The sequence below is a fragment of the Komagataeibacter medellinensis NBRC 3288 genome (assembly GCF_000182745.2).
Classification (GTDB): domain Bacteria; phylum Pseudomonadota; class Alphaproteobacteria; order Acetobacterales; family Acetobacteraceae; genus Komagataeibacter; species Komagataeibacter medellinensis.
Map to the genome: position 1 here is coordinate 2,829,836 of NC_016027.1, position 24,353 is coordinate 2,854,188.

At 63.8% G+C, this 24,353-nt stretch carries 24 protein-coding genes; 16 read left to right on the forward strand and 8 right to left on the reverse strand.

The features are described from left to right. Nucleotides 1–60: 60 nt before the first annotated feature. On the reverse strand, nt 61–1,794 hold the full coding sequence (aroB, locus tag GLX_RS13200; RefSeq protein ID WP_148268603.1) for a 3-dehydroquinate synthase: 1,734 nt from the start codon (nt 1,792–1,794) through the stop codon (nt 61–63). A 128-nt stretch (nt 1,795–1,922) separates the two neighbouring features. Here aroB and GLX_RS13205 point away from each other — a divergent pair, with 128 nt between their 5' ends. The 3 genes from GLX_RS13205 (at nt 1,923) to GLX_RS13215 (ending at nt 4,113) form a co-directional block, all read left to right on the forward strand. Further along, complete coding sequence (locus GLX_RS13205; RefSeq protein ID WP_014106460.1) at nt 1,923–2,129, forward strand: hypothetical protein; 207 nt, start codon at nt 1,923–1,925, stop codon at nt 2,127–2,129. A gap of 12 nt (nt 2,130–2,141) precedes the next feature. Then, on the forward strand, nt 2,142–3,080 hold the full coding sequence (locus tag GLX_RS13210) for a tyrosine recombinase (RefSeq protein ID WP_014106461.1): 939 nt from the start codon (nt 2,142–2,144) through the stop codon (nt 3,078–3,080). 76 nt (nt 3,081–3,156) lie between these two features. After that, nucleotides 3,157–4,113, forward strand: a complete 957-nt coding sequence (locus GLX_RS13215; RefSeq protein ID WP_014106462.1) for an acetyl-CoA carboxylase carboxyltransferase subunit alpha — start codon at nt 3,157–3,159, stop codon at nt 4,111–4,113. A gap of 65 nt (nt 4,114–4,178) precedes the next feature. On the opposite strand, the gene GLX_RS13220 is transcribed toward GLX_RS13215, so the two are convergent. Then, nucleotides 4,179–4,937: a competence/damage-inducible protein A gene (locus GLX_RS13220; protein ID WP_014106463.1), complete on the reverse strand. Its 759-nt coding sequence runs from the start codon at nt 4,935–4,937 to the stop codon at nt 4,179–4,181. An 84-nt stretch (nt 4,938–5,021) separates the two neighbouring features. Here GLX_RS13220 and GLX_RS13225 point away from each other — a divergent pair, with 84 nt between their 5' ends. After that, a complete protein-coding gene (locus GLX_RS13225; protein WP_014106464.1) occupies nt 5,022–5,948 on the forward strand; it encodes an SMP-30/gluconolactonase/LRE family protein in 927 nt (308 codons plus the stop codon). 144 nt (nt 5,949–6,092) lie between these two features. Here GLX_RS13225 and mutT read toward each other — a convergent pair whose 3' ends face one another. The 3 genes from mutT to GLX_RS13240 form a co-directional block, all read right to left on the reverse strand. Next, nucleotides 6,093–7,094, reverse strand: a complete 1,002-nt coding sequence (mutT, locus tag GLX_RS19240; protein WP_014106465.1) for an 8-oxo-dGTP diphosphatase MutT — start codon at nt 7,092–7,094, stop codon at nt 6,093–6,095. Then, the gene (locus tag GLX_RS13235) at nt 7,091–8,212 is read right to left on the reverse strand and encodes an aromatic ring-hydroxylating oxygenase subunit alpha (protein ID WP_041247432.1); all 1,122 of its coding nucleotides are present in this window, start codon (nt 8,210–8,212) and stop codon (nt 7,091–7,093) included. Before GLX_RS13235 ends, mutT begins: the two co-directional genes overlap by 4 nt. 274 nt (nt 8,213–8,486) lie before the next feature. Continuing rightward, nucleotides 8,487–9,359, reverse strand: coding sequence for an ATP-binding protein (locus tag GLX_RS13240; protein ID WP_014106467.1), 873 nt, complete (start codon nt 9,357–9,359; stop codon nt 8,487–8,489). Between the two features lie 169 nt (nt 9,360–9,528). Between GLX_RS13240 and yajC the strand changes: the two genes are divergently transcribed. Continuing rightward, the gene (gene yajC / locus GLX_RS13245) at nt 9,529–9,918 is read left to right on the forward strand and encodes a preprotein translocase subunit YajC (protein ID WP_041247433.1); all 390 of its coding nucleotides are present in this window, start codon (nt 9,529–9,531) and stop codon (nt 9,916–9,918) included. Between the two features lie 88 nt (nt 9,919–10,006). Next, on the forward strand, nt 10,007–11,434 hold the full coding sequence (locus GLX_RS13250) for a sugar porter family MFS transporter (protein WP_014106469.1): 1,428 nt from the start codon (nt 10,007–10,009) through the stop codon (nt 11,432–11,434). A 66-nt stretch (nt 11,435–11,500) separates the two neighbouring features. Here GLX_RS13250 and GLX_RS13255 read toward each other — a convergent pair whose 3' ends face one another. After that, nucleotides 11,501–12,109, reverse strand: coding sequence for a superoxide dismutase (locus GLX_RS13255; protein ID WP_014106470.1), 609 nt, complete (start codon nt 12,107–12,109; stop codon nt 11,501–11,503). A gap of 108 nt (nt 12,110–12,217) precedes the next feature. Here GLX_RS13255 and GLX_RS13260 point away from each other — a divergent pair, with 108 nt between their 5' ends. Beyond that, nucleotides 12,218–13,090 carry a squalene/phytoene synthase family protein gene (locus GLX_RS13260; RefSeq protein WP_014106471.1) on the forward strand — a complete coding sequence of 291 codons (873 nt, stop codon included), beginning with the start codon at nt 12,218–12,220 and terminating at the stop codon, nt 13,088–13,090. Here the strand turns inward: GLX_RS13260 and GLX_RS13265 are convergent. Next, on the reverse strand, nt 13,087–13,962 hold the full coding sequence (locus GLX_RS13265) for an NAD(P)-dependent oxidoreductase (RefSeq protein ID WP_014106472.1): 876 nt from the start codon (nt 13,960–13,962) through the stop codon (nt 13,087–13,089). The genes GLX_RS13260 and GLX_RS13265 overlap by 4 nt on opposite strands. A gap of 199 nt (nt 13,963–14,161) precedes the next feature. Here GLX_RS13265 and GLX_RS13270 point away from each other — a divergent pair, with 199 nt between their 5' ends. Next, nucleotides 14,162–15,136, forward strand: coding sequence for a bifunctional enoyl-CoA hydratase/phosphate acetyltransferase (locus GLX_RS13270; protein ID WP_014106473.1), 975 nt, complete (start codon nt 14,162–14,164; stop codon nt 15,134–15,136). 329 nt (nt 15,137–15,465) lie between these two features. Further along, a complete protein-coding gene (locus GLX_RS13275) occupies nt 15,466–16,962 on the forward strand; it encodes a malate:quinone oxidoreductase (RefSeq protein ID WP_014106474.1) in 1,497 nt (498 codons plus the stop codon). A 75-nt stretch (nt 16,963–17,037) separates the two neighbouring features. Here GLX_RS13275 and GLX_RS13280 read toward each other — a convergent pair whose 3' ends face one another. After that, the gene (locus tag GLX_RS13280) at nt 17,038–17,646 is read right to left on the reverse strand and encodes a LabA-like NYN domain-containing protein (RefSeq protein WP_014106475.1); all 609 of its coding nucleotides are present in this window, start codon (nt 17,644–17,646) and stop codon (nt 17,038–17,040) included. Between the two features lie 196 nt (nt 17,647–17,842). Here GLX_RS13280 and folK point away from each other — a divergent pair, with 196 nt between their 5' ends. The 7 genes from folK to era all read left to right on the forward strand — a co-directional run bounded on the left by folK (nt 17,843) and on the right by era (nt 24,268). Next, complete coding sequence (gene folK / locus GLX_RS13285; protein WP_014106476.1) at nt 17,843–18,382, forward strand: 2-amino-4-hydroxy-6-hydroxymethyldihydropteridine diphosphokinase; 540 nt, start codon at nt 17,843–17,845, stop codon at nt 18,380–18,382. 82 nt (nt 18,383–18,464) lie between these two features. After that, a complete protein-coding gene (gene rpoZ, locus GLX_RS13290) occupies nt 18,465–18,860 on the forward strand; it encodes a DNA-directed RNA polymerase subunit omega (protein WP_014106477.1) in 396 nt (131 codons plus the stop codon). A 60-nt stretch (nt 18,861–18,920) separates the two neighbouring features. Further along, nucleotides 18,921–21,206 carry a RelA/SpoT family protein gene (locus tag GLX_RS13295; RefSeq protein WP_014106478.1) on the forward strand — a complete coding sequence of 762 codons (2,286 nt, stop codon included), beginning with the start codon at nt 18,921–18,923 and terminating at the stop codon, nt 21,204–21,206. A 3-nt stretch (nt 21,207–21,209) separates the two neighbouring features. After that, nucleotides 21,210–21,623 carry a holo-ACP synthase gene (acpS, locus tag GLX_RS13300; RefSeq protein ID WP_014106479.1) on the forward strand — a complete coding sequence of 138 codons (414 nt, stop codon included), beginning with the start codon at nt 21,210–21,212 and terminating at the stop codon, nt 21,621–21,623. Nucleotides 21,624–21,765: 142 nt separating this feature from the next. Then, nucleotides 21,766–22,575: a signal peptidase I gene (gene lepB / locus GLX_RS13305; protein ID WP_041247887.1), complete on the forward strand. Its 810-nt coding sequence runs from the start codon at nt 21,766–21,768 to the stop codon at nt 22,573–22,575. Nucleotides 22,576–22,577: 2 nt separating this feature from the next. Further along, nucleotides 22,578–23,354 (forward strand): ribonuclease III, encoded by a 777-nt coding sequence (gene rnc / locus GLX_RS13310; protein ID WP_014106481.1) that lies wholly within the window; start codon nt 22,578–22,580, stop codon nt 23,352–23,354. Beyond that, entirely contained in the window at nt 23,351–24,268 is a 918-nt protein-coding gene (era, locus tag GLX_RS13315) for a GTPase Era (protein ID WP_014106482.1), read from the forward strand. Before rnc ends, era begins: the two co-directional genes overlap by 4 nt. Nucleotides 24,269–24,353: the final 85 nt, after the last annotated feature.

Genomic DNA, 24,353 nt, shown 5'->3' on the forward strand with positions numbered 1-24,353 from the left:
TGGCCAACCGTGGGGGAGGGCAGGGACTGTTGTATAAAAATCACAGCGCGGCGCAGGCGCTCAGGGCGTGCAGCCATCCGTGCGCAGGACGTCCATAACAGCCTCGCCCGGTACGTCGCGGCAGGTAAAGGCCCGGCCAATCCCGCGCACCAGCACGAAGGACAGGCGGCCGTCGCGCATCTTCTTGTCGCGCTGCATGTTGCGTACAAGCTGGCTGGCGGAGAAACTGCGCCCCGTATCACTGATCCGCAGCGGCATGGACAGGCGTTCGAGATGGCGGGTCACGCGCTCCAGGTCCTCGGTCGGGCAGTAACCCAGCTTTACCGACAGCATGAAGGCCAGCCGCAGCCCGATGGATACGGCCTCGCCATGCAACAAGCTGCCGTTGTAGCCCATCTCGGCCTCCAGCGCGTGGCCGAAGGTGTGGCCCAGGTTGAGCAGCGCGCGGCCATCGACCTTGCGTTCCTCGCGCTCATCCGCGATCACCACGCGGGCCTTGAACGCGCAGGCCATGCGGATGGCCTCGGCCTGCATGGCAGGCTCCCCTTCCAGTACCGCCGCACCGTGCCGCTCGCACCACTCGAACAGGGTGGCATCGCCCAGCAGGCCGGATTTTACGATCTCGGCATAACCTGCGCGCAGTTCGCGCACCGGCAGGGTGGCCAGGGCAGACGTATCGGCCAGCACGGCGATGGGCTGGTGGAACGCGCCGACCAGGTTCTTGCCAAAGGGGGTGTTGATGCCTGTCTTGCCGCCGACCGACGAATCCACCTGTGAAAGCAGTGTGGTCGGTACCTGCACGAAGGGCAGGCCGCGCAGGGTGGTGGCAGCACAGAATCCGGCCAGATCTCCCACCACGCCCCCGCCGAGTGCCACGACCGTGGTGCCGCGTTCCACATGCGCTTCCAGCAGGGCGTTGGTTACGCGTTCGTACTGGGCCATGCTCTTGGAACCTTCGCCGGGGGGGATGGTGATCACCTCGGCGCGGATGGCACATTCCTCCAGCCCTTCCAGCAGGCGGGGCAAGTGCAGGGCGGATACGGTCTCATCCGTCAGGATCATGACACGCTTTTGCGGCAGGACGGGTGCCAGCAGCGCGCCGGCGCGACGGATCACGTCGGGGCCGATCAGCACCTCATAGCTGGCGCGGTCCAGCCGCACGGGCACGCGCAGCGGTTGCTGGTTATGCTTGAGGGCCTGCAGCACATGGTCGGCGCTGTGTTCCACGTTGTCGTCTCCACAATCCACGATGATGTCCGCCTCCGCATAGACCGGGTGGCGGATGCGCATGAGATCCGCCAGCACCGCGTGCGGCGAAGTGTTGTTGAGTAGCGGGCGGTGCGTGCGCTCCGCCACGCGCTGCACCAGCAGCGGCAGGGGACAGCGCAGCCAGATCGAAACCGCATGCGCGCGTACGCTGGCACGCGTGCGCGGGTCCATGAAGGCGCCGCCACCGGTAGCCAGCACCACCGGCGGCCCGGACAGCAGGCGGCGGATGACCAGCCGTTCGCCGCGGCGGAATTCGGGCTCGCCATATTTCTGGAACAGGTCGGCAATCGAGCAGCCGGCCGCACGTTCGATTTCCTCATCCGAATCGACAAACGGCAGACCCAGCCTTGCGGCCAGAATCCGGCCGATGGTGGTCTTGCCTGCCCCCATCAGGCCCACCATAACAATGGTCTGCCCGCCGCCCGCCTGCCGTGGCGCGGACGGGCCGACAGCGGCGAGATCAAGCGGAATGCTGAGTAAGGGACCCTCTGGGTGGGACCGGTCGGGGGGAATCTGGCGTGACATGCCCGGCAACCTAACATACAGCATGACAGGACCGGTAGACTCTGCACCCGGGGCCTGTGTCGCGCATGGGACGTGTCTGGGCACAAGAGTGTGTAAAACCGGTATTTAAGCATATGGGAAGCGGTTGGATGGTCCGTATAGTCATTGCCTTCGCTGGCGTTCTTGTCCTGTGCGCCGTGGGGGGCTTTCTCTCGCTTGGTGCGTTTCCACCCGCGGCGGTGCAGCAGACGGTCCACAAGGACATAGCCTTCGCTCCCCCGGCCCCGCCTGCGGCTCTGCCTACGTCGGTGGGTACGCCCGCGCCGCTGCCCATGGCCCCTCTGGCTTCACACTGAGGGGCGGCAGCCGTGCAGGCGGACGGGATTGACGCCTTTCTGGAAATGCAGGCCGCCGAACGCGGCGCTGCCCTGAACACGCTGTCCGCCTACGGGCGTGACCTTGCGGACATGACGGCGGCCCTCCACGGCTGTGGGGTTACGGCCCGCACAGCGGGGGAAGCCGATCTGCGCGCCTATCTGGCGGGCCTGGCAGGGCAGGGACTGGCGCCACGCACGCAGGCGCGCAGGCTGTCATGCCTGAAGCAGTATTTCCTGTTCCTGGCGCGCGAGGGGCTGCGGCCGGACAACCCTGCCGCGCTGCTGGAAGCGCCACGGCTGGATGCGCCATTGCCGCGTTTCCTGTCGGAAGGGGAGGTCAGCGCCCTGCTGGCTGCGTGTGCGCCCGAACCCGATGCCACGCCAGCCCGCAGGCGGAGGTTGCTGGTGGCGCGCGCGGCGCTCGAGATGCTGTACGCATCGGGCCTGCGTATATCCGAACTGCTGACCCTGCCCCGGCGCGCGCTGGATGCGACGCCGGGCATGATGCTGGTGCGCGGCAAGGGCGGGCGTGAGCGCATGGTGCCGATGTCGGCGCGCGCGCGGGCCGCAGCCCGGTCGCTCATGGCCGTGGATGCCGCACGCAAAAGCCCGTTCCTGTTTCCCGGCCGGGGTGCGGCGCAGCCCATGACCCGGCAGGGATTCGACCGTATCATGCATGATGTGGCCCTGCGTGCGGGGCTGGACCCGGCACGGCTTTCACCGCATGTGCTGCGCCATTCGTTTGCGACCCACCTGCTGGCACATGGGGCCGATCTGCGCGCGCTACAGGTGCTGCTGGGTCATGCTGATATAGCAACGACACAGATCTATACCCACGTCATGCTTGATCGGTTGCGTGAGGCGGTTACCGACCATCATCCCCTGTCCCAAGATCCTCTTGCCCACTCAGGGCAGGGGGGGGCGGGATAGACAAAAAATGCATGGCGGGGTGAATTCCCCGCGTGAAAATGTTTGGCTGGCGTGCAGGCTGTGCTATCGGCAGCGCATGCGCCAGTTTCTAGATTTCGAAAAGTCGGTCGCCGAGCTTGAGAACAAGATCGACGAACTTCGCAGGATGTCCGGTCCGGATGGGATCAACATTGCGGAAGAGATCGCCCGGTTGAGCGAAAAAGCCGACCGGCAGTTGCGTACGGCTTACGCCAAGCTGACCCCGTGGCAGAAGGTGCAGGTTGCACGCCACGCCCAGCGGCCCCACACGGTGGATTACATCGGTGCGCTGATTACCGAATTCTCACCGCTGGCCGGTGATCGCCTGTTTGGCGAGGACAAGGCCATCATTGGTGGCGTCGGTCGTTTCAATGGCCAGCCGGTGGTGGTGATCGGGACCGAACGCGGTGCCGAGATCGAGACACGGCTTAAGCATAATTTCGGCATGGCGCGGCCCGAAGGCTACCGCAAGGCCCAGCGCCTGATGAAACTGGCCGGACGATTCGGTCTGCCGGTCCTGACCTTCATCGATACATCGGGCGCATGGCCCGGCATTGATGCGGAAGCGCGCGGCCAGGCAGAAGCCATTGCCCGCTCTATCGAGACCTGCCTGAACGTGCCCGTGCCGGTCATTGCCACCGTCATTGGCGAGGGCGGGTCCGGTGGCGCCGTGGCACTTGGCGCAGGTGACCGCGTGATGATGCTGGAACACGCCATATATTCCGTCATCTCGCCGGAAGCCTGTTCGTCCATCCTGTGGCGTGACCCCAAGCTGGCGAGTACGGCTGCGGATGCGCTTAAGCTGACCGCGCAGGATCTGCTCCAGCTCCGTCTGATCGATCGCATCATTCCCGAACCGCTGGGTGGCGCGCAGCGCGATCCGGCCGCTGCCATTCGCGCCGTGGGCGATGCCATTGCCGCCGAACTGCCCGGCCTGCAGGCCAAGGACCCGGCTCTGCTCAAGGCGCAGCGGCGTGACAAGTTCCTTGCCATGGGGCGTGAAGCGGTTTCCTGACCTTCACTTGCGTTTTATCGCGCCGTGCGTGCCTGCCGCAACAGGCGGCCCGCACGGCGGGGGCATCAGGCTTTAGCGGGTTCGCCGGCCTGTGGCCTGAAACCCATTTCCACAATCAGGTTGCGCACGGCCGTGGCCGCATCCTGTACTGCCTGTGTGTCCGTGCCCTTGCACAGCAGGCAGACACCGCGCTGGCTTTCATCCAGCCGGTAGGGGTAGGAGCCGATGTCAACGGTCGGGTAGCAATGCTGGATGGCTTCGAGCGATGCTGCCAGTGCCCCTTCATACAGCCCGTTCGCGTGCCATGCCTGTGATGTGACCGGCGTGCCGTGGGGTAGGGTGGGCAGCACTTCCTCGAACATCGCGCGCATGATGCGCGGCACGCCTGCCATGACATGCACGTTGCCCATGGTAAACCCTGGCGCTACCGAGACGGAATTGCGGATGGGCGTTGCCCCCTGCGGCATGGTCGCCATGCGCTGGCGGGCGGCGTTGAATGCGTCGGGGGCGAAATGCGCTTCCAGCAGGCGGAAGGTCTCGGGGTGATGCACCCAGGGCACACCGAACGATTCCGCAACACAGGCGGACGTGATATCGTCATGCGTCGGACCGATGCCGCCGGTAGTGAACACATTGTCATAGGCCGCGCGGGTCTCGGTCACGTTACGGACAATGACGGTGCGGATATCGGGAATGATCCGTACCTCGCTCAGGGTGATGCCGGTTTCTGACAGGCGGCGCGCGATATACTGCACGTTCACGTCCTGGGTACGGCCAGACAGGATTTCATTGCCAATAACAAGCAGGCAGGCGGTGGGGTTCATCATGAGATTCCACTGGTTGCGACAGGGGGCGTTCCGTTTCATGTTCACCCTACAATGCCAGACCGCCCGCCGGAAGGAGAAGCCATGAACACGGCAGCATTGCTACAACCACACTGTGTATGGGATGCCAGGGCGGAACTGGGTGAAGGCCCGGTCTGGTCCGTGCGCGAGCAGGCGCTTTATTTCGTCGATATCGTGGGGCAGGCGATCCACCGTTTCCACCCCGAAAGCGGGCAGCATGCCTCATGGTCCGCGCCACAGCGCCCTGGCTTTGTGGTGCCGGTCAGTGATGGCACGCTCATATGCGGGCTGAAGGACGGACTGTACGGGTTTGACCCGGCATCGGGCCGGTTTGACTGCATGGTGGCAGTGGAGCGCGAACTGCCGGGTAACCGCATCAATGACGGTTGTGTCGATTCGAAGGGCCGCCTGTGGTTCGGCACCATGGACGATGGCGAGGCGACTCCCAGCGGAGCACTGTATTCCGTCACCCGTGGCAAGGGTCGTACGCTGGACGTGCTGCGCCATGATGAGGGGTATGTCGTCACCAACGGTCCTGCTGTCTCGCCCGATGGCACAAAGCTGTACCATAACCATTCCCCCGCCGGGATCATTTACGTGTTTGACCTAGCCCCCGATGGCGCCCTGTCCAACCGGCGTGTCTTTGCCCGCGTAACCGATGGCTACCCGGATGGCGTGGTGGTGGACAGTGCTGGCACCCTTTGGGTGGGCGCATGGAATGGCGGGCGGGTTATGCGCTTTGCGCCGGATGGCACCGAACTGCCACCGATTGCGCTGCCTGCGGTCAATGTGACCAAGGTCGCCTTTGGCGGGCCTGACCTGCGCACGCTCTATGTCACGACCGCACGCAAGAACACGCCACCCGATGTGCTGGCCCGTTATCCGCAGGCCGGTGGGCTGTTCAGCCTGCGCGTGGATGTGCCGGGGCAGGAGCCGGTGGCCTTTCCGGTCGATGAAATGGACGCGCTGGGCGATATCGCGCTGGATTAGGCGTTAGCAGACTGTCGGTTGGGATTTTTCACGCAATAAAATTGCTTTAATTATGAATATTATAGAATTTATGACACAGAAAACAGAAATATGTTTTCATAAGTTATGAATAATATCCATTCCAGCTCCCAATCCGACAGCCTGCTAGAGCAGATCCTGGAGCAACGGGATCAGGGGGCGGTCGGCATCGGGCATGGGGTAGTCGCGCAGTTTTGCCGCCGGTACCCATTCCAGTTTCTGCCCCTCTCGCGCCGTAGGCGTATTCTTCCATCGATGGCAGACATAAACGGGCATGAGCAGGTGGAAATGCCCGTAATCATGGGAAATGAAAGTAAAGGGTGCGAGGCAGGAGCGGGCCACGTCCAGACCCAGTTCCTCATCGAGTTCGCGCACCAGCGCTTCTTCCGGTGTCTCGCCCGGTTCCACCTTGCCGCCGGGGAATTCCCATAGCCCAGCCATGGATTTGCCCTCCGGCCTGCGGGCCAGCAGGATGCGGGCATCCGAATCCACCAGCGCCACGGCGGCCACCAGTACGATCCGACGCGGACCCTCAGCCTGGGTATCGGACATGCTATCGCCCGAGAGGTCGGCATGACGCGCTTCGAACAGACGTACGGGGTATTCTCCCCCGCGTGAGACGAATTCCTGCGTGCCGGTGCCACATTCCCGGAAGCCGATCCGCTTCAGCACCGCGATGGAGGCGTGGTTGTCGTGTGCCGCAGAAGCCGTAAGCCGGTCCACCGGCAGGTTGGCCAGCGCCCAGCGCGCAAGCCGACCTGCCGCAGTACTGGCAACCTTGCGGTTCCAGTGCGCGCGCCCCACCCAGTAGCCTAGCGAGCACGAGCGGTCGGCTGCATCAAGGCGCAGGCCGATACAGCCGATCAGCGCATCGGCCTGCCCGGATTGCGGGCAGGTGATGGCGAAGTGATAGGCTTCGCCACGCCGTGACTGTTCAATGGTGGACGTGATCCAGTCTTCTGTCAGGGCCAGCGAGTACGGGAAGGGAACGCGGCTGAGCATCCGCACCACGCTCCAGTCGTTGATCAGCCTGTGCATTGTGCCCGCATCAGATGTGCGGACTTCACGCAGGCGGTATTCGCCAGCCTCCAGTAAAATTTCCGGTTCCTGTCCGCCATGCACACTCATGCGCTGGAGGTGCCTTTGGCCACGGGTGCAGGGGCGTCGCGTTCCGCAGGTAGCCCGCATTCGACCAGCAGCGAACGCAGGCTGTTGATCACGGGAAAGATTTCCTGGTTACGATCACCGCCCTGTTCGTACCAGGCGTTCTGCTCCAGTTCCACGATCTCGCGATCCTCGCGGAAGATCCGTTCGGTAAACGCAGTCAGGAACGGCCATGCCAGGTCCAGTATGCCCGGAATGCCCGGCCGCTTGATGGACAGCAGCCCGAATACCCGGTTGGTCAGTTCCGCTTCATCCTGCGGCACGTATGCGATCCACAGGTCCATGACCGGCGGATTGTCACCTGTCTGGATATGAAGGGTCTGGTAGGGGTAGGTCGTGCGGATGGTCATCACGTCGCGATGGGCGAATTTCTCGCTGTTGTCACGCTTCTGGCCAAAAATCAGGGCTTCGCCAATGGGCTGCTTGCCGCTGGTGCGGGCAAAGCTGTAGCGTGCCTCAACCAGTCCGGGTCCGCGCTCCTGGCCAAGGAAGCGGGGCTTCATCTGGCCCATCTGCCTCATGTGCATGAACTGGTGGTTCATATCCATCAGGTTCTCATGCATGAAGCTGTAATGGCAGTGCACGAGTTGGCCGAAGCGGCGGGTCTTGTAAGCCGGGTTAGCCACTTCAGCCAGGCGGGGGAAAGGAGTGGTCTCCGCCTTCGTCACATCGCCAGGAAAGATGAAGATCAGGCCATCGACTTCGCGCACGGGGTAGGTGCGCACGCCATTGGGCAGCTTGCCCTTGCCAAGATAGGGCACATCTATGCAGCGGCCCGAACGGCCATAGGCCCAGCCGTGGTAGCAGCACTGTACCGAGTCGCCTTTGACAGTACCCTTGCTGAGCGGAACCTGACGGTGGGCACAGCGGTCTTCCAGCGCAAAGACGCTGCCGCCTTCCAGCGGGCGGACCAGCGCGATGGGTTGTCCGGCATAACGGGTACCGATGGTCTTGCCGGGCTTCAGTTCCCGTGACCAGGCAACAGGATACCAGAAGTCGGGGTTGGCGCGGATTCGGCGCAGATCCCGCCCGGTGACCGGGGCGGAAGACTGCATGCTGTCAGGCGATAACGACTGATCCATTGTCTCTCTTGACTGTTTACAGGGCATGGCAGCCTGGGGTGCCACGGGCAGGACACCGGTCTACATGTAAGTTGCGAGGCATTCCCAATACTATCTTGCCGCCATGGCGATATTAAGGAAGTTTTTTAAGGACAGGGCAAATGGTTCAACGCGATCATGCTTTGTAATATGTCGTTCCGCCCCTTCCTGCCTGCATCCGGCCGCCCCGTTCCGGTCGTGGGGCGGCCACCTTACCCTTATGGCAGGATCTGCCCGGTATGATCCTTGTTATGGATCATCCTTTGGCGGAAAGTTCGGCGCTCAGGTCCTCAATGAACTGGAACGCCACCCGTCCCGACCGGCCCCCGCGCCCCAGCGACCACGCATTGGCCTGCCGTACCAGATCCGCATCCGTGATGGGCAAGGCGCGCTCTTTCGCATAGGCACGGACCATGGCCATGAAGGTATCCTGCGCACAGTTGTGAAAGCCGATCCACAGGCCGAACCGGTCGGACAGCGAGACCTTTTCCTCGGTCGCTTCGGACGTGTTGATGGCGGTCGCGCTTTCGTTCTCGATCATCTCGCGCGGCATCAGGTGGCGGCGGTTGGATGTGGCGTAGAACAGCACGTTCTGCGGGCGCCCCGCGATCCCGCCATCCAGCACGGATTTCAGTGCCTTGTAGTCCGCATCCTCGCGCTCGAATGACAGGTCGTCGCAGAACACGATGAACCGGCGCGGGCTTTCGCGCAGCAGCGCCAGCAGGTCGGGCAGGGTGGACAGGTCCTCGCGCTGGATCTCGACCAGAACCAGACGTCCCTTACCGGGGGAGGCGGGCTTGCCGCCCACAAGGTTGGCCTGCGCGTGGGCGGCCTTGACCAGTGATGACTTGCCCATGCCGCGCGCACCCCACAGCATGGCGTTGTTGGCGGGCAGGCCGGCGGCAAAATGCAGCGTGTTGTCCAGCAGCAGTTTGCGCTGGCGGTCGATGCCCTGTAGCAGCCCCATATCCACATGGGCCACATGCGCGACCGGGGTCAGGCGGCCAAGGCCGGGGTGCCAGATGAAGGCATCCGCCGCCTCCAGTCCCGCAAGGGATGGGGCAGGGGGGGAGAGCCGCTCAAGGGCGGCAGCAATGCGTTCGAGAACGGGAAGGGTCGTGCTGTCCATCGTCGGTCCTGCTTCAGCGTGGCATTTCGGTGGCGCCTGCCACCGGTGGCTCCGGAGCGCGTTGGCCAGCAATGGCAGGCGAACGCCTTGACGGGAAACAGGCGAAAACTATGGTCCGCATGGCAAACCCGCAACCCGTTCAATTCCTTCATTTGCTGGAAAGATGGCAATGTCTTCTATTTTCAATGATTTACTGACAACCCCCGCCCATGCGCAGGCGGCGGGCGGCGGCCTGCTCAGCGGGGATGGCATCATGGCTGTGCTGCCTTACGTGGCGATGTTCGTCATCTTCTATTTTCTGCTTATCCGCCCCCAGCAGGTCAAGCAGAAGCAGTTGCGCGGCCAGCTTGCCTCCCTGCGCCGGGGCGACCGGGTGCTGACGGCGGGGGGCATCATCGGCGTGGTGCAGAAAGTGCAGGCAGAATCCAATGAGGTGGAGGTCGAGATTGCGCAGGGTGTGCGCGTGACCGTGCTGCGTGACACCATCGGCTCCGTTATTACCAGTGCGTCCACCCCAGCCAATGACAGCACGGCAAAGTCGGCCGACAAGAACGCCTGACCCTACTCTTTTGTTCCGCCAGGTGGCGTGTGATGGTGAACTTCCCTCCTGTTATGCCGTTCTGGGTGTAAAGCAGGAGTGATGGTGAATGCATACGCAGCCCGGCGCGAGCCAGACCGAGCAGATCACCCGGCACAGGCCAGCCATACGGGGGCGTGCCGGACTGATCGGGGGGCTGGCCGCGCTGTCCGGTATCCTTTTCGGGCTTGATACCGGGGTCATGTCCGGCGCGCTGGACCTGATCGCGCAGGAGTTCATTCTGTCCGATTTCCAGCGCGAATCCATGGTGGCCATCATGCTGCTGGGGGCGGCGCTGGGCGTGCTGTGTGCGGCGTGGATGTCGTATGCATGGGGGCGCAAGCGCACGCTGGTGCTGACGGCGGGGCTGTTCGTGATCGGCCCGCTGCTGTGTGCCGAGGCTACATCTTTCCGCACGCTGCTCTTTGCCCGCCTGCTGCTTGGTCTGGCCACGGGGGCAACCACTTTCACCACCCCCCTCTATATTGCCGAAATAGCCGATTCGGGCCGCCGGGGCGCCATGATCCTGGGCTACCAACTCATGATTTCATGCGGGTTGCTGGCGGCTTTCGTGTCCGATGGGCTGTTCTCCTATTTCGGGGTGTGGCGGTGGATGCTGGGTATTGTCGGCTTTCCGGGTCTTGTCTTCATGATGGGGGTGCTGTTCCTGCCTCCAAGCCCGCGCTGGCTGCTCGCACAGGGGCGTGAGCGTGACGCACGCCGCGTGCTGATCGAACTGCGTGGCCTGCCGCGCATGGTCATGGCCGAACGCAATGCCATCATGGCCCGGCTTTCGGCACGGGGTGACGGGATTGGCAGCTTCATGCGCGATCCCAACTGCCGCCGCGCCATGTGGCTGGCGGTGGGGTTGCAGGTGGCGCAGCAGTTCTCGGGCATCAACGCGGTGCTGTATTACGCCCCGCGCCTGATCGGGCTTGCGGGGTATGGGCATTACGCGCAGGTGTGGGGGCCGGTGGGCGTGGGGGTGATCAACCTGCTGTCCACCTGCATTGCCACGACCTGTGTTGACCGCGTGGGGCGCAAGCCCATGCTGATTGCCGGATTTGCGCTTATGGCGGTGGCCATGGCGGGGCAGGCGCTCATGGTGGCGGGCGGCATACCGGACATGCCGGGCACGCGGCTGCTCATGGGCGGGTTCATGCTTCTGTTCGTTGGCGCGTTCGCATTCTCCGCCGGGCCACTGGCGTGGCTGCTGTGTGCCGAGATCCTGCCCCTGCGCGGGCGTGAGTTTGGCATGGCGTGTTCCACCTGCGCCAACTGGCTCGCCAACATGCTGGTCAGCGCCACGTTTCTGACGGGGCTGGAAGTGCTTGGGGCGGATACGATACTGTGGATCTATGCGGGGCTGAATGCCGCATTCCTGGTCATGGTGGTGCGGCGCGTGCCCGAAACGAAGGGCATGACGCTGGAACAGATCGAGGCGGAACTCATGCGTGGCACGCCGCTGCGTATGCTGGGGGAACATGTGCGTTCCTGATGGCTGCCGCATACAAAAAACCCGGCACATGGCCGGGTTTTTCGTGGTCTGGCCAATCTGGCCGGATCAGGCGGACTGGAGCTGTGCCTCGGCAAACTCGTAGTTCGCCAGCTTGTCCAGGTAGTTGACGATGTAGTCGGGGCGACGGTTGCGGAAATCGAGGTAGTAGGAGTGCTCCCACACATCGAGACCCAGCAGCACCTTGCCCTGGCCTTCAGCCAGCGGGTTGGAGCCGTTGGCGGTCTTGGTCACCTTCAGCTTGCCATCTGAACCCAGCACCAGCCATGCCCAGCCGGAGCCGAACTGCGATGCGGCAGCGGCCTTGAAGTCGGCCTTGAACTTCTCGATGCTGCCGAAATCCTCGACCAGCTTCTTGTTCAGCGAGTCGGGAATCGCGCCACCCGAGGGGGCCAGGTTCTGCCAGAACAGGATGTGGTTCCAATGCTGTCCCGCATTGTTGAACACGGGCGCCAGGTCAGGCTTGCCCTTGACGGTGAGGATGATTTCCTCAAGCGACTTGCCCTGAAGTTCCGGCTTGGATTCGACAAACCCGTTCAGCGCCGTCACATAGGCCTGATGGTGCTTGTCATGATGCAGCTCAAGCGTTTCCTGGCACATGCCACGGTTGGCAAGGGCATTGTAGGCGAAGGGAAGGGACGGCAATTCGAAAGCCATGAACATTCTCCTGGGAATTGCAAGGGGCGGCCAGCAGCCGCCATACCAAGATTGCTATGGGGGCGGAGCGGGTGCGTCAAGTGACAGACAGATGAACACCGCCATCCCATGCCACCCGGTTCCAACGCCATGATGGGCCGGATGGATGCATCTCAATCCGTGCCAGCCGGGCTTGCGTCCATGCAGGCGGCACGCAGGGCGGACCCCGACCGCTTCTTCTGCGCGCTGTTCCTGCCGCCTGCCGCGCGCCATGCCGCGATGGTGCTGATCGCCTTCAACCATGAATGCACGCGTGCGCTGTCCATGCCTGCATCATGGTCGGTGGCGGGGCCGATGGCGGGGCTGATCCGGCTGCAATGGTGGCGCGATGTGCTGGAAAGTGGCAACGCCCAGCGGGTCGAACTGGCGGCCAGTGTGCTTGACCTGCAGGCGACCGGTCTGGTGCGGCGTGATACGCTGGAAGCAATGGTTGAGGCACGGGAATGTGAACTCGAGGGCCTGCCTGACCGTGTGGCATGGCAGGCCGCCATGCTTGATGGCGCGGGCGGCATGCAGGTGGCCATGGCGCAGGCGGCGGGTGTGACGGATACGACAGTGCTGGCGCGCGTGCGCCTGCTGGGCGGCGTATATGGGGTGGGCGCGCTGCTGCGCTACCTGCCCGCCGTGCTGACTGCCGGGCGTTGCCCGCTGCCCGATGATGCACTGGCTGAAGCCGGACTTACGCGTGACGGGCTGCGCACGGGGCAGGCCACGCCTGCTCAGATCAGCACCCTGCGTGCCATGCTGCGCCAGCAGGGCCACGACTGGCTGGCGCAGGCGCGCATGGGGGGCCGCCTGCCACGCCCGGCACTGGCTGCCAGCCTGCCTGCGGTGCTGGGGCTGCGCGACATGCGCGAAGGCTCCGCTGCACGCCACGGCCTGCCGCGTGGCGTGGGCGACCGGATGGCGGTTATGGTGACCCTTCTGCGTGGACGGATCTAGGGGGTGTTGGCCACCAGGCTTTCCATGACGGCGAACAGGGCGGAATAATCCGCGTCCGGGTGGCGGCGACGGGTTAGTGACAGGCTCTGGGTCGCGGCCGCCATGGCGGGCAGGGGCGCGGTCTGGCGCGCGGCACTGGTCAGCAGCAGCCGCATGTCCTTCTGCATCAGGCGGGCGGGGAACTGGGGGCTGAAATCCCCGGCTTTCGCCGCCTTGAGCTTGCGCTTGTGGTGCGGTGAGATGACCGGCACCTCATCCAGTGCGTCGAACAGCATGCTACGATCAAGACCCGCTGCCAGACCGTAGGCAACACCTTCGGCCACCACCGCCAGCGTTGAACCCATGATGCCGTTTATCACCAGCTTGAGCTTCGTGCCACAGCCCGCCGGGCCAGCATGGATGGTCAGGCGGCCAATGGTGTCGAATACCTTCTGCACACGGGCTATGGCATCGGCCGTGCCACCGGCCAGCACGATCAGGTTGCCCGCTTCCGCCTCCGGTGTGCTGCCCGCCACGGGGGCGTCGATCACATGCAGGCCGCGCGCCGTGCCTTCCGTGTCCAGTGCTTCGGCGGTCTCGGGGGCGATGGTGCTGGTGTTGATCAGCACGCAGCCCGGCTTTATCCCGGCCAGCACGCCTTCGGGGCCATGGAGCGCTTTGGCCAGTGCCTCGTCATCGGGCACGGACACCAGCACGATATCGGCCTCCGCCGCCAGAGCGCGGGCGGAGGGCAGGAAGAGCGTGCTGCCATCCCCTCCCTTGCCCGAGGGCGTATAGGCCGCGATGCGGTAGCCCGCCTTGGTCAGGTTGGCCCCCATGCGGGACGCCATGGCTCCGAAGCCTACAAATCCGATCAGGGGTGCGTTGGACATGCGTATTCCTTCTGGCAGGTGTGGGCCATGGTCGGTGGCGCCATGGGCATGATGTGGATCGCAGCATGCATGAGGATACGTCCCGCTGTCACCCCGCAGGGGCGGTCCCTGTCGGGGTGGCTCGCATAAAGATGATGGCGGTAGGTTGCAGGGGGGTGTGGCATCAGGGGCAGTACGCGCTCCGTAGCGGGAAGGGGAGATGATGCGCAGCCTGCGGTTCTTTGATGATCTGGCCAAAAGCCTTGCCAACCGGCCTCCTATTGTACTGGGCGTGGTCCATCCGTGTAGCCTGCCCGCGCTGCATGCGGTGGCCGAGATTGTGCGCAGGCGGCTGGCCGTACCTGTCCTGATCGGGCCGGTGGCGGAGATCCGCGCGCTTGCGGCCTCTGCCGCGATTTTGCTGGATGGCTGCCAGATGGTGGATGTGCCCACCGCACAGGACGCGGCCCATACGGGTGTCGCCATGGCGCACGAGGGCAAGGTTGCAGCCCTGATGAAGGGGTCGCTGCATTCGCGCATCTTCCTGCACGAACTGGGTCATCATGAGGGCGGCCTGCGCACCGCGCGGCGCATGAGTCATGTCTATGTGCTGGATGCCCCGCAGGCCCCGCGTGTGCTGTTGGTCAGCGATGGGGCGGTGAACATTGCCCCGGACCTCAATACGCGCTGCGATATCGTGCAGAACAGCATCGACCTTGCGCGCATGCTGGGTATCGGGCAGCCCCGGGTGGCGCTGCTTTCCGCCGTGGAGGTGATTAATCCCGACCTGCCTTCCACGCTCGATGCCGCGGTCATCTGCAAGATGGCCGAGCGCGGCCAGATTACCGGTGGCGTGGTGGATGGCCCGTTGGCGCTGGATAACGCGATCAGCCCCGAGGCCGCGCGGTGCAAGGGCGTTGCCTCCCCCGTGGCGGGACTGGCCGACATACTGGTGGTGCCTGATCTTGAGGCAGGCAATATCCTGGCCAAGCAGATGACCTTTATCGGGCAGGCGCGCGCTGCCGGGATTGTCATGGGTATGCGTGTGCCGGTCATCCTGACCAGTCGCGCCGACCCGGTGCCAGTGCGCGTGCTATCGTGCATGGTGGCGGCGACTATGATTGGACAGGGGTATGGCGTGACCCCGGTGGCAGTACCCGCCCACGTGGATGACGCCCGGCCGGGAGCGGTGTAAGGAAAGGCGCCCCGCTCGCGGGATGTTGTTCATGTGGGCCACCACGGCCTCTGTGGCGGTGGGCGCGGTCCTGTAGTGCGGTACCAGGCGTGTGTGGCGGGGTGGCTCGCGCAGAGATGATGCCCGGCCCGGCCCCACATGGTGGCAAGGAAAGGGCTGACAGAGTGTACCGGCCCCATGGTACGTGCCATGGGGGCGGGGTGCCGGTCAGGCCGGTACCAGATCATGAACGTGCAATCAGGCCGGGTTCCCCGCGCCGCCGGGTGGCTGCCCGGTCCAGCCGATGACCAGCCACGCAGCGGGTTTCCGATGCCGATCCGGAGAATGCCATGACCTCGACTTCCTCCCCTGCCGCCGCCACTTACGATGTGGTCCTGATTGGCGGCGGAATTATGAGTGCCACGCTGGGCGCCATGCTGCGACAGCTTGAACCGGGACTGTCCATTGCCCTGTTCGGCCGACTTGATGACGTGGCGCTGGAAAGCTCCAATGGCTGGAACAACGCGGGCACCGGCCATTCCGCACTGTGCGAACTGAATTATACCCCGCTGCGCCCCGACGGGACCGTTGACATCTCCAAGGCCGTGAACGTGAACGAGGCCTTCCAGGTTTCGCGCCAGTTCTGGTCCTATTTGGTGGAGACGGGACAGATCCCCAACCCGCGTGATTTCCTGACCCCCGTGCCGCATATGAGCTTTGTGTGGGGTGCGGAAAACGTCGATTTCCTGAAGCGGCGCTATACCGCCCTCCAGCAGCACCCCCTGTTCGAGGGCATGTCCCTTTCATCGGACGAGGCGCAACTGCGCCAGTGGATGCCGCTGGTCATGCAGGACCGCGCACCGGGCCAGCAACTCGCGGCCACATGGCACCCGGCAGGGACGGACGTGAATTTTGGCGCGCTGACCCACCGCCTGATTGACCTGCTGCGTGGCAAGCCGGGTTTCGAACTTAACCTCGGGCACGAGGTGGAAGACCTCAAGCCAGCAGGCAACAACGGATGGGATGTGTCGGTCCGCGCCATGCATGGCGGGGCGGAACGCCGGGTGCGCGCGAAATTCGTGTTTGTGGGCGCGGGCGGCGGTGCGCTGCACCTGCTGCAGAAAAGCGGCATACCCGAAGTGCGCGGCATTGGCGGCTTTCCCGTAAGCGGGCAGTTCCTGCGCTGCACCAACCCCGAGATCGTGGCCCGGCATCAGGCCAAGGTTTATGGCAAGGCATCGGTGGGGGCACCGCCGATGTCGGTGCCACACCTTGATACGCGTATGATTGATGACAGGCGCGGGCTTCTGTTCGGGCCCTATGCCGGGTTCTCGACCAAGTTCCTCAAGGAAGGGTCATGGCTGGACCTGCCGCGTTCCATCCGCATGGACAATATCGGGGCCATGATGGCGGTGGGCCGCGACAACATGGCGCTGACAAAATACCTGATCCAGCAGGTGCTTCAGTCCAGCGAGGACCGGCTCAAGGCCCTGCGCGACTTCGTGCCCACCGCGCGCAAGGAAGATTGGGAACTGATTACCGCAGGCCAGCGCGTGCAGGTGATCAAGAAAGACCCCGTGCGCGGCGGCGTATTGCAGTTCGGCACGGAAGTGGTGACGGGGGCCGGTGGCTCGATCGCGGGACTGCTCGGTGCTTCCCCCGGTGCCTCCACGGCCGCCCCCATCATGCTTTCGGTGCTGCAGCGCTGCTTTGGCACCCGCCTGCCGCAGTGGGAAGCCCGCCTGCGGGAGATGATCCCCTCCTACGGTGTCAAGCTGGGACAGGATGCGGCGCTGTGCGCGCAGGTGCGTGCCCGCACCCGCGATGCCCTGCAACTGGATGGCTGAATAGGGCCATTAAAAAACCCCACCCCGCCGTAAAGGCGGGGTGGGGCTTGTGGCCGGGGCAGGATGTTTCCTGCCTTAGTCCTCGTCGTGTTCGCTCATCTGGTCGGCCGGGTGGCGCACCGGGGGGGCGGCATTGCGCTGCGGTCGGTTTTCGATATGGCGGCGCATGAAATTGGCCGAGATATCAGCCAGTTCAATGAACTGGTCAGCCTGACGGCGCAGTTCATCGCCGATCAACGGCGGCGTGGTCTTGATTGAGCCGACAACGGTTGTGCGCACGCCCTGACGCTGGACCGATTCCAGCAGGCGGCGGAAATCCGAATCACCGCTGAACAGCACCGCGTGGTCGATATGCGGCGCCATTTCCATCATGTCCACCGTCAGTTCCACATCCATATTACCCCGCACGCGGCGGCGACCATTATGGTCGATGAATTCGCGTGCATTCTTGGTGACCAGCGTATAGCCATTATAGACGAGCCAGTCTGTAAGGGGTTTGAGGGGTGAATATTCCTCGGTATCCAGTACGGCAGAGTAGTAATAGGCACGCAGGACATTTGACTTCGCGCGAAAGAATTGCAGCAGCTTGCGATAATCGACCTCAAAACCAAGGTTGCGGGAGGCGGAGTACAGGCTTGTACCATCTATAAAAAGACAGAGCCGCTCCTGAGGTTGAAAAAACATTTATGATCTGTCCCTGAAACAAGAATGTGAATATGTCATGACCGGGTTAAATTAAGGCTTGGCATGTATTTCGTAACGAGGTGTAAAGTCGTCTTGCAGCAATGATCCTTGATATGCAGAAACCCTGGCCCGGCAGGAAGTTCCCCATGGGCAGGGATTACTAGCCGACCACAGGCCGACGGAATACAGTTTTCGTATGACAATGCTGCAATATGATACCATGCCAGATGATACGATCATTGCCGTGGGCGCAAATCTGCCACGCGAAAGTGGTGAAACTGCGGCCATGACATGCCGGTGGGCGGTCCGGCAGCTTGCATGCCTGCCAGGCATGCGGGTGGTGGCGACCTCGCGCTGGTACGAAAGCGCGCCGGTGCCGCCATCGGGGCAACCGCCTTATGTGAACGGAGTCGTGCGGCTGTCAGGGCAGGTGGACCCGGCATGGCTGCTGGCACGGTTGCATGAGATCGAGGCCGAGGCCGGGCGCCGGCGCACGGTTGCAAACGCCGCCCGCCCGCTTGATCTCGACATCATCTCCATGGGTGCGTTGGTGCGCCTGGTCCCTGATCCCATCGTGCCGCATCCGCGCGCAACCGTGCGGGCTTTCGTGCTGCTGCCGCTGCGCGATGTGATGCCCGACTGGCGCGACCCGGTAAGCGGTCAGGAGCTTGCCGCCTTCCTGCCCGGTGTCGCAGGGCAGGAGATCACCCCCATGTCCGATCCGGTGCGGACGTGAAAGGCTTGCACTGGGACAGGGGAGCAGGTAACAAGGTAAATTCTGATTAACACAACCAATTAACAACCGGAGTTCAGGCCTGATGGCACGCGTCACTGTCGAGGACTGCGTTGAGCGGGTTCCCAATCGTTTTGAACTGGTACTGCTGGCAGCCCAGCGCGCACGCGCCCTGTCGCGCGGCGAGGAAATGACGATCGACCGCGACAACGACAAGAACCCCGTTGTCGCCCTGCGCGAGATTGCTGACCAGACCATAGGTCTGGAGCAGATCCGCAGCGACCTTATCCGTTCGCTGGCGCGCGCGCCCGAGCCCGAACCCGCAGATGAGGAAGTGGCCGACCTGATCCCGACCGAACACAATATTTTCGGCCTGCAGGATGTCTCGGCCGAGGAAGAGGCGCGTCATTCCGGCAACGGCATGTCTGCTGAAGAACTGGAAGCCTCTGTCGAGGCTGCGCTCAGCGGACGGGGCCGGTAATACCAGACGAAGGGGTGGAAGGTGGCTGACCCGGTCGGATCGGAAACGACATCTTCCTCCATGCCCGTGCACACCACGGGCGGCATGGCCGCAGGCGCGGCCAGCCTTCCCGCAACGGCGGGCGGAGGGGCGCGCGTGGTCTCGTGCGAGGGGTTGATCCGTCGCATCCATGCCTATGACCCTACGGCCGATGCGGACCTGATCCGCCGGGCCTTTGCCGTGGCCCAGGCAGCCCATGCCGGGCAGGCGCGCGATAACGGCGATCCTTACATTACCCACCCGCTGGCGGTCGCCAATATCCTGGCGGGTTTCCATCTCGATACCGCATCCATCATCACCGCGCTGCTGCACGATACGATCGAGGATACGGGAGTCACGCAGAAAGAACTGCGTGAACAGTTTGGCGATACCGTTGCCGAACTGGTGGATGGCGTCACCAAGCTGACACGTCTGGAATTGCAGTCGGACCGCACCAAGCAGGCGGAGAACTTCCGCAAGCTGGTGCTGGCCATGTCGCGCGATATCCGCGTGCTGCTGGTCAAGCTGGCGGACCGCCTGCACAACATGCGCACGCTGCATTACGTGCAGCGCCTGGACCGGCGCCAGCGCATCGCGCGCGAGACGATGGAGATCTACGCCCCCCTTGCCGGTCGTATCGGCATGGACAAGGTGAAGGTCGAACTCCAGAACCTGTCGTTCGCAGCGCTTGAGCCTGAGGCGATGGCGACCATCCGCGCCCGCCTGAACTACCTGCGCGGGCAGGGTGCCGACGTGATCGAGGAGATCCGCTGCGAACTTCAGGCCCTATGCACGCAGGCCGGGCTTGAGGGCGTGGAGGTGACGGGGCGGGAAAAGACGCCCTATTCCATCTGGGAAAAGATGCAGCGGCGCAATGTTGCTTTCGAGCAGTTGTCCGACATCATGGCCTTCCGTATCCTAGTGCCCTCGCGGGAAGCCTGTTATGTGGCGCTCGGTGCGGTGCATGCGGCCTATCCGGTCATTGCCGGGCGGTTCAAGGACTATATCTCCACCCCCAAGGCCAACGGTTACCAGAGCCTGCATACCGGCGTGACCCTGCGCCATCCGCGTAACCAGAAGATCGAGGTGCAGATCCGCACGCCGGAAATGCATGACGTGGCCGAAAATGGTGTGGCCTCGCACTGGCTGTACAAGCAGTTGCCCGATGCTGCGACGGGCAGGGAAGCCAAGGGCGTGGTTTCGGGCCTGCGCTGGGTGCAGGACCTGCTCGACATCCTTGAAGACTCGGCGGCACCGGACGAGTTTCTCGAGAATACCAAGCTGGAACTGTACCAGGACCAGGTTTTCTGCTTTACCCCCAAGGGGCAGTTGATTTCCCTGCCGCGTGGCGCAACGCCGGTGGATTTCGCCTATGCCGTGCACAGCCAGGTGGGTGACGCCTGCGTGGGCGCGCGCATCAACGGTCGCTTGATGCCGCTGCGCCACGAACTGCAGAACGGCGACCAGGTCGAGATCATGACCGCGCGCGGGGGGACGCCCTCGCCGTCATGGGAGCGTTTTGTCGTAACCGGCAAGGCGCGGGCGCGCATCCGCCGTCATGTGGCGTTGCAGCAGCGCGAGGCATATCTGGAAAGTGGGCGCGTGGCGCTGGCCAAAGCCTTCCGTCAGGAAGGGGTGGACGGGTCGGAAAAGGTGCTCGAAAGCCTGCTCAAGGACCTGCGCCTGCAATCGGTGCCTGACCTGTACGTGGCGGTGGGCAATGGCAACCAGTCCGCGCGTGAAGTCGTGCAACTGGCCTACCCTGAACTGCGCCGTGCGCCGCGTGCGCCACGCATGGTGCCGGGGCTGTCCATGCGCGCCCCCATGGCGGTCCCCGGCGGGGCGGCAGGGCGGCGCAAGCCTGCGGCCGGCATGGCGCTGGCCGGTGTGGGTGCGGGCATGGCGGTGCATTTTGCCGGGTGCTGCCACCCACTGCCCGGTGACCGGATCGTGGGCATCGTCTCCACCGGAAAGGGCATCACGGTGCATACGCTGGGATGCCAGACGCTGGAAACCTTTGCCGCGACCCCGGAGCGGTTCATGGACCTTGACTGGGATTATGACCTGATTGCCCGCAATGCCACCGGCACCCATACCGGGCGGCTAAGTGTTGTTACCGCCAACGAACCGGCCATGCTGGCCACATTGACCAATATCGCCGCCAAGCATGAAGGGGTGATGGTCAACCTGCGCATCGTCAACCGCCAGCTTGAATTCATGGAGATCCTTGCCGATATCGAGGTACGCGACCTGCGGCACCTGACCGCCATCATGGTGGCGCTGCGCGCGGCGCCCGGCGTGGTGCAGGTCGAGCGGGCAAGGGGTTAGGCCATGCTGATCGGTATCGGGTCCGATCTGTGTGATGTCCGGCGTATCGAGACGGTTCTTGCCCGCCATGGCGCGCGCTTTGAACAGCGTGTCTTTACTGCGCGTGAACGGGCGGCGGCGGAACGCCGGCAGGGCAACGCGCGGCTGGGCACTTACGCCAAGCGCTGGGCGGCAAAAGAAGCCTGCGCCAAGGCGCTGGGTACGGGATTCGCCCATGGCGTATTCCACCGCGATATGGGGGTGGAGAACCTGCCTGGCGGCCAGCCGGTCATGCACCTGACGGGCGGCGCGCTGGCGCGGCTGGAAAAACTGCTTCCCGTTGGGCATGAAGCCCACATTTTCCTGACCATGACCGATGAGCATCCCTATGCCTTCGCTCAGGTCATGATCATGACGCACGTGATGGGCGCTGGCTGAAGCGCATTCTGGTCCCGTGTGGCAGCGCCTGACGGGCCGGTGCTTGACAGGCGGGGTGCGCGTGGGCTTGATCCCCCTGTTATTCGTCGGGCAATGCGTGTCCGCTCGATGCCAGATCCGGATAAAAGATACAGTTATGCCCATGGACGATAACAAGACGGTTTCCGCCCCTTCCCATACCGATGCACCGCGCCGCGAAGGCGGGGGTTTTGTGGAACTTGTGCGCACGGTCGTGATTGCAGGTGTGCTTGCGCTGAGCGTGCGTACGGTATTGTTCGAGCCTTTCAACATCCCTTCCGGTTCCATGATCCCGACATTGCAGGTGGGTGATTACGTATGGGTGGCCAAATACAGTTACGGCTATTCGCATTTCTCCCTGCCCGGTTCGCCCAACCTGTTCACGGGCCGGATATGGGAGAGTACGCCCCACCGGGGTGATGTGGCGGTGTTCCGCTTCACCAAGGATACGTCGATCGACTATATCAAGCGCATCGTGGGTCTGCCGGGTGATACGATTCAGATGCGCGAGGGCAGGCTGTATATCAACAACCAGGAAATCCCACGCGAACCCGAGGGTGAATACACCGCGATAGACGAGCATCGCACCCGCATGGAAGGCGACCGTTACCGCGAGATCCTGCCTGGCAGTGCAGGGCGCGGGCCGGTGGCGCATGATATCCTCAAGCTGACCGATGAGGGCGGCAAGAACGATACGCCGGAATATGTCGTGCCGCCGGGCTATTTCTTCGCCATGGGCGATAACCGTGATGACAGCGCGGACAGCCGCTTCATGGGCGATGAACCGCAGGATCTTGGCTTCGTGCCGATGGAAAACCTGATCGGCCAGGCAAAATGGATTTTCATGTCCGTTGATGCGGCGCATCCGTTCTGGCAGGTCTGGTACTGGCCAGCCGAAATCCGGTGGGGTCGTCTGTTTATGGGGGTACGCTGACCGTGACGGAAGAGCGCGTTCCCGTAGCCGAGATCAGACGGCTGGAAACCTGCCTGGACTATCATTTCACCCGGCCTGAACTGCTGCTGCGCGCGCTGACCCACCGCTCCGCTGCCCATGAGCGCAGTGGTAACCGCCGTATGCGCCAGACCGTGGCGACCCGCGGGGCCGGGTCCAACGAGCGGCTTGAGTTCATAGGCGACCGGGTGTTGGGCCTGATTATGGCCGAATGGCTGCTTGAGCGTTTCCCCGCCGAGCAGGAAGGGGCGCTTGGCCCCCGTCATGCCCATCTCGTCTCGCGCACCGTGCTGGCGGAAGTGGCTCATGCCATGGCCCTGCAATCCGCGCTGGATGTGGCCGAGCACGAGGCGCGTGCGGGTGTGCGGGAGATGGCCAACGTGCTGGCCGATGCGGTTGAGGCCATACTGGGCGCCATTTACCTTGATGGCGGGCTGAAACCCGCGCGCGCTTTCGTGCGGCGCATGTGGCGCGGCGCCATTGTGGCCCAGGCCCGTCCGCCCAAGGACCCCAAGACCGCCCTGCAGGAATGGGTACTGGGCCGTGGCCTGCCCCTGCCGCGTTACCGCGTGGTCTCGGCGGAAGGGCCATCCCATGCCCCGCGTTTCGTCATTGCGGTGGACGCGCAGGGAAAAACCGGGCAGGGAGTGGCGGGTAGCAAGCGCGCGGCTGAAAGCGATGCCGCCGCCGACCTGCTGCGCCAGTTGGGCACAGACGGGCAGCCCGCATCTACCACTGACCGCAGGGGGCATGGACAATGACCGACCACGATCACGATACCACCACCACGCGCTGCGGCTTTGTTGCCATCGTGGGCGCGCCCAATGCGGGCAAGTCCACGCTGCTCAACCGCATGGCGGGCACCAAGTTGTCCATCGTCAGCCCCAAGGCGCAGACCACGCGCTTCAGGGTGTTGGGCATCCTCATGCGCCAGCGCACCCAGATCCTGCTGGTGGATACGCCGGGCATCTTCCAGCCCAAGCGCAAGCTCGACCGCGCCATGGTCGCTGCTGCCTGGACGGGATCGGATGATGCGGACATCACGCTGCTCATCGTCGATGCTCGGGCAGGCATGACCGATGCGCTGCGCGCCATCGCCACCCGTCTGGCCGAGCAGAAGCGCAGGCTGTGGCTGGTGCTCAACAAGACCGATCTCGTGAAGCGCGACACGTTGCTGCCGCTTACGGCCGAGCTGTCCTCCATCCTGCCCGTCGAACATGTGTTTATGGTCAGCGCGCGTTCGGGGGAAGGGGTGGATGACCTGCTTGATCGCTTGGCGGTTGCCCTGCCCACGGGACCGTACCTTTACCCCGAGGACGACCTGACCGACCTGCCTGACCGCCTGCTGGCGGCCGAACTGGTGCGTGAGCAGATCTTTTTGCAGACGCATGAGGAAGTGCCCTATGCCGCAACAGTGGAAACCGAGGCCTTTCAGGAACGCCCCGACGGGTCCGTGCGGATTGAGGTGACGATCTATGTGGCGCGTGCCTCGCACAAGGCCATCCTGATTGGCGAGCGCGGTAGCCGGATTCGCGCCATTGGCGAGAAGGCACGCCATGAACTGGGCCGCCTGCTGGGGCGGACATGTCATCTTTTCCTGAACGTGAAGGAGCGGGCAGGATGGGATGAGGAGCGCGCCCGCCTGCGCGCCATCGGCCTGGATGATGCGTCCTGAAACCTCAAAACACGGCGGGATCGGCTTGTGGGGGGGGGCATCCCTCTATATGACAGGGCATGGCCGGGTGGCCTGCCCGTCCCCA

What these genes read in the sequence shown, in the direction of transcription:
- aroB (WP_148268603.1), bottom strand. Translation starts at nt 1,794, where the DNA reads ATGTCACGCCAGATTCCCCCCGACCGGTCCCACCCAGAGGGTCCCTTA.
- GLX_RS13205 (WP_014106460.1), top strand. Translation starts at nt 1,923, where the DNA reads ATGGTCCGTATAGTCATTGCCTTCGCTGGCGTTCTTGTCCTGTGCGCC.
- GLX_RS13215 (WP_014106462.1), top strand. Translation starts at nt 3,157, where the DNA reads ATGCGCCAGTTTCTAGATTTCGAAAAGTCGGTCGCCGAGCTTGAGAAC.
- GLX_RS13220 (WP_014106463.1), bottom strand. Translation starts at nt 4,937, where the DNA reads ATGAACCCCACCGCCTGCCTGCTTGTTATTGGCAATGAAATCCTGTCT.
- GLX_RS13225 (WP_014106464.1), top strand. Translation starts at nt 5,022, where the DNA reads ATGAACACGGCAGCATTGCTACAACCACACTGTGTATGGGATGCCAGG.
- mutT (WP_014106465.1), bottom strand. Translation starts at nt 7,094, where the DNA reads ATGAGTGTGCATGGCGGACAGGAACCGGAAATTTTACTGGAGGCTGGC.
- GLX_RS13235 (WP_041247432.1), bottom strand. Translation starts at nt 8,212, where the DNA reads ATGGATCAGTCGTTATCGCCTGACAGCATGCAGTCTTCCGCCCCGGTC.
- GLX_RS13240 (WP_014106467.1), bottom strand. Translation starts at nt 9,359, where the DNA reads ATGGACAGCACGACCCTTCCCGTTCTCGAACGCATTGCTGCCGCCCTT.
- yajC (WP_041247433.1), top strand. Translation starts at nt 9,529, where the DNA reads ATGTCTTCTATTTTCAATGATTTACTGACAACCCCCGCCCATGCGCAG.
- GLX_RS13250 (WP_014106469.1), top strand. Translation starts at nt 10,007, where the DNA reads ATGCATACGCAGCCCGGCGCGAGCCAGACCGAGCAGATCACCCGGCAC.
- GLX_RS13255 (WP_014106470.1), bottom strand. Translation starts at nt 12,109, where the DNA reads ATGGCTTTCGAATTGCCGTCCCTTCCCTTCGCCTACAATGCCCTTGCC.
- GLX_RS13260 (WP_014106471.1), top strand. Translation starts at nt 12,218, where the DNA reads ATGCCACCCGGTTCCAACGCCATGATGGGCCGGATGGATGCATCTCAA.
- GLX_RS13265 (WP_014106472.1), bottom strand. Translation starts at nt 13,962, where the DNA reads ATGTCCAACGCACCCCTGATCGGATTTGTAGGCTTCGGAGCCATGGCG.
- GLX_RS13270 (WP_014106473.1), top strand. Translation starts at nt 14,162, where the DNA reads ATGATGCGCAGCCTGCGGTTCTTTGATGATCTGGCCAAAAGCCTTGCC.
- GLX_RS13275 (WP_014106474.1), top strand. Translation starts at nt 15,466, where the DNA reads ATGACCTCGACTTCCTCCCCTGCCGCCGCCACTTACGATGTGGTCCTG.
- GLX_RS13280 (WP_014106475.1), bottom strand. Translation starts at nt 17,646, where the DNA reads ATGTTTTTTCAACCTCAGGAGCGGCTCTGTCTTTTTATAGATGGTACA.
- folK (WP_014106476.1), top strand. Translation starts at nt 17,843, where the DNA reads ATGACAATGCTGCAATATGATACCATGCCAGATGATACGATCATTGCC.
- rpoZ (WP_014106477.1), top strand. Translation starts at nt 18,465, where the DNA reads ATGGCACGCGTCACTGTCGAGGACTGCGTTGAGCGGGTTCCCAATCGT.
- GLX_RS13295 (WP_014106478.1), top strand. Translation starts at nt 18,921, where the DNA reads ATGCCCGTGCACACCACGGGCGGCATGGCCGCAGGCGCGGCCAGCCTT.
- acpS (WP_014106479.1), top strand. Translation starts at nt 21,210, where the DNA reads ATGCTGATCGGTATCGGGTCCGATCTGTGTGATGTCCGGCGTATCGAG.
- lepB (WP_041247887.1), top strand. Translation starts at nt 21,766, where the DNA reads ATGGACGATAACAAGACGGTTTCCGCCCCTTCCCATACCGATGCACCG.
- era (WP_014106482.1), top strand. Translation starts at nt 23,351, where the DNA reads ATGACCGACCACGATCACGATACCACCACCACGCGCTGCGGCTTTGTT.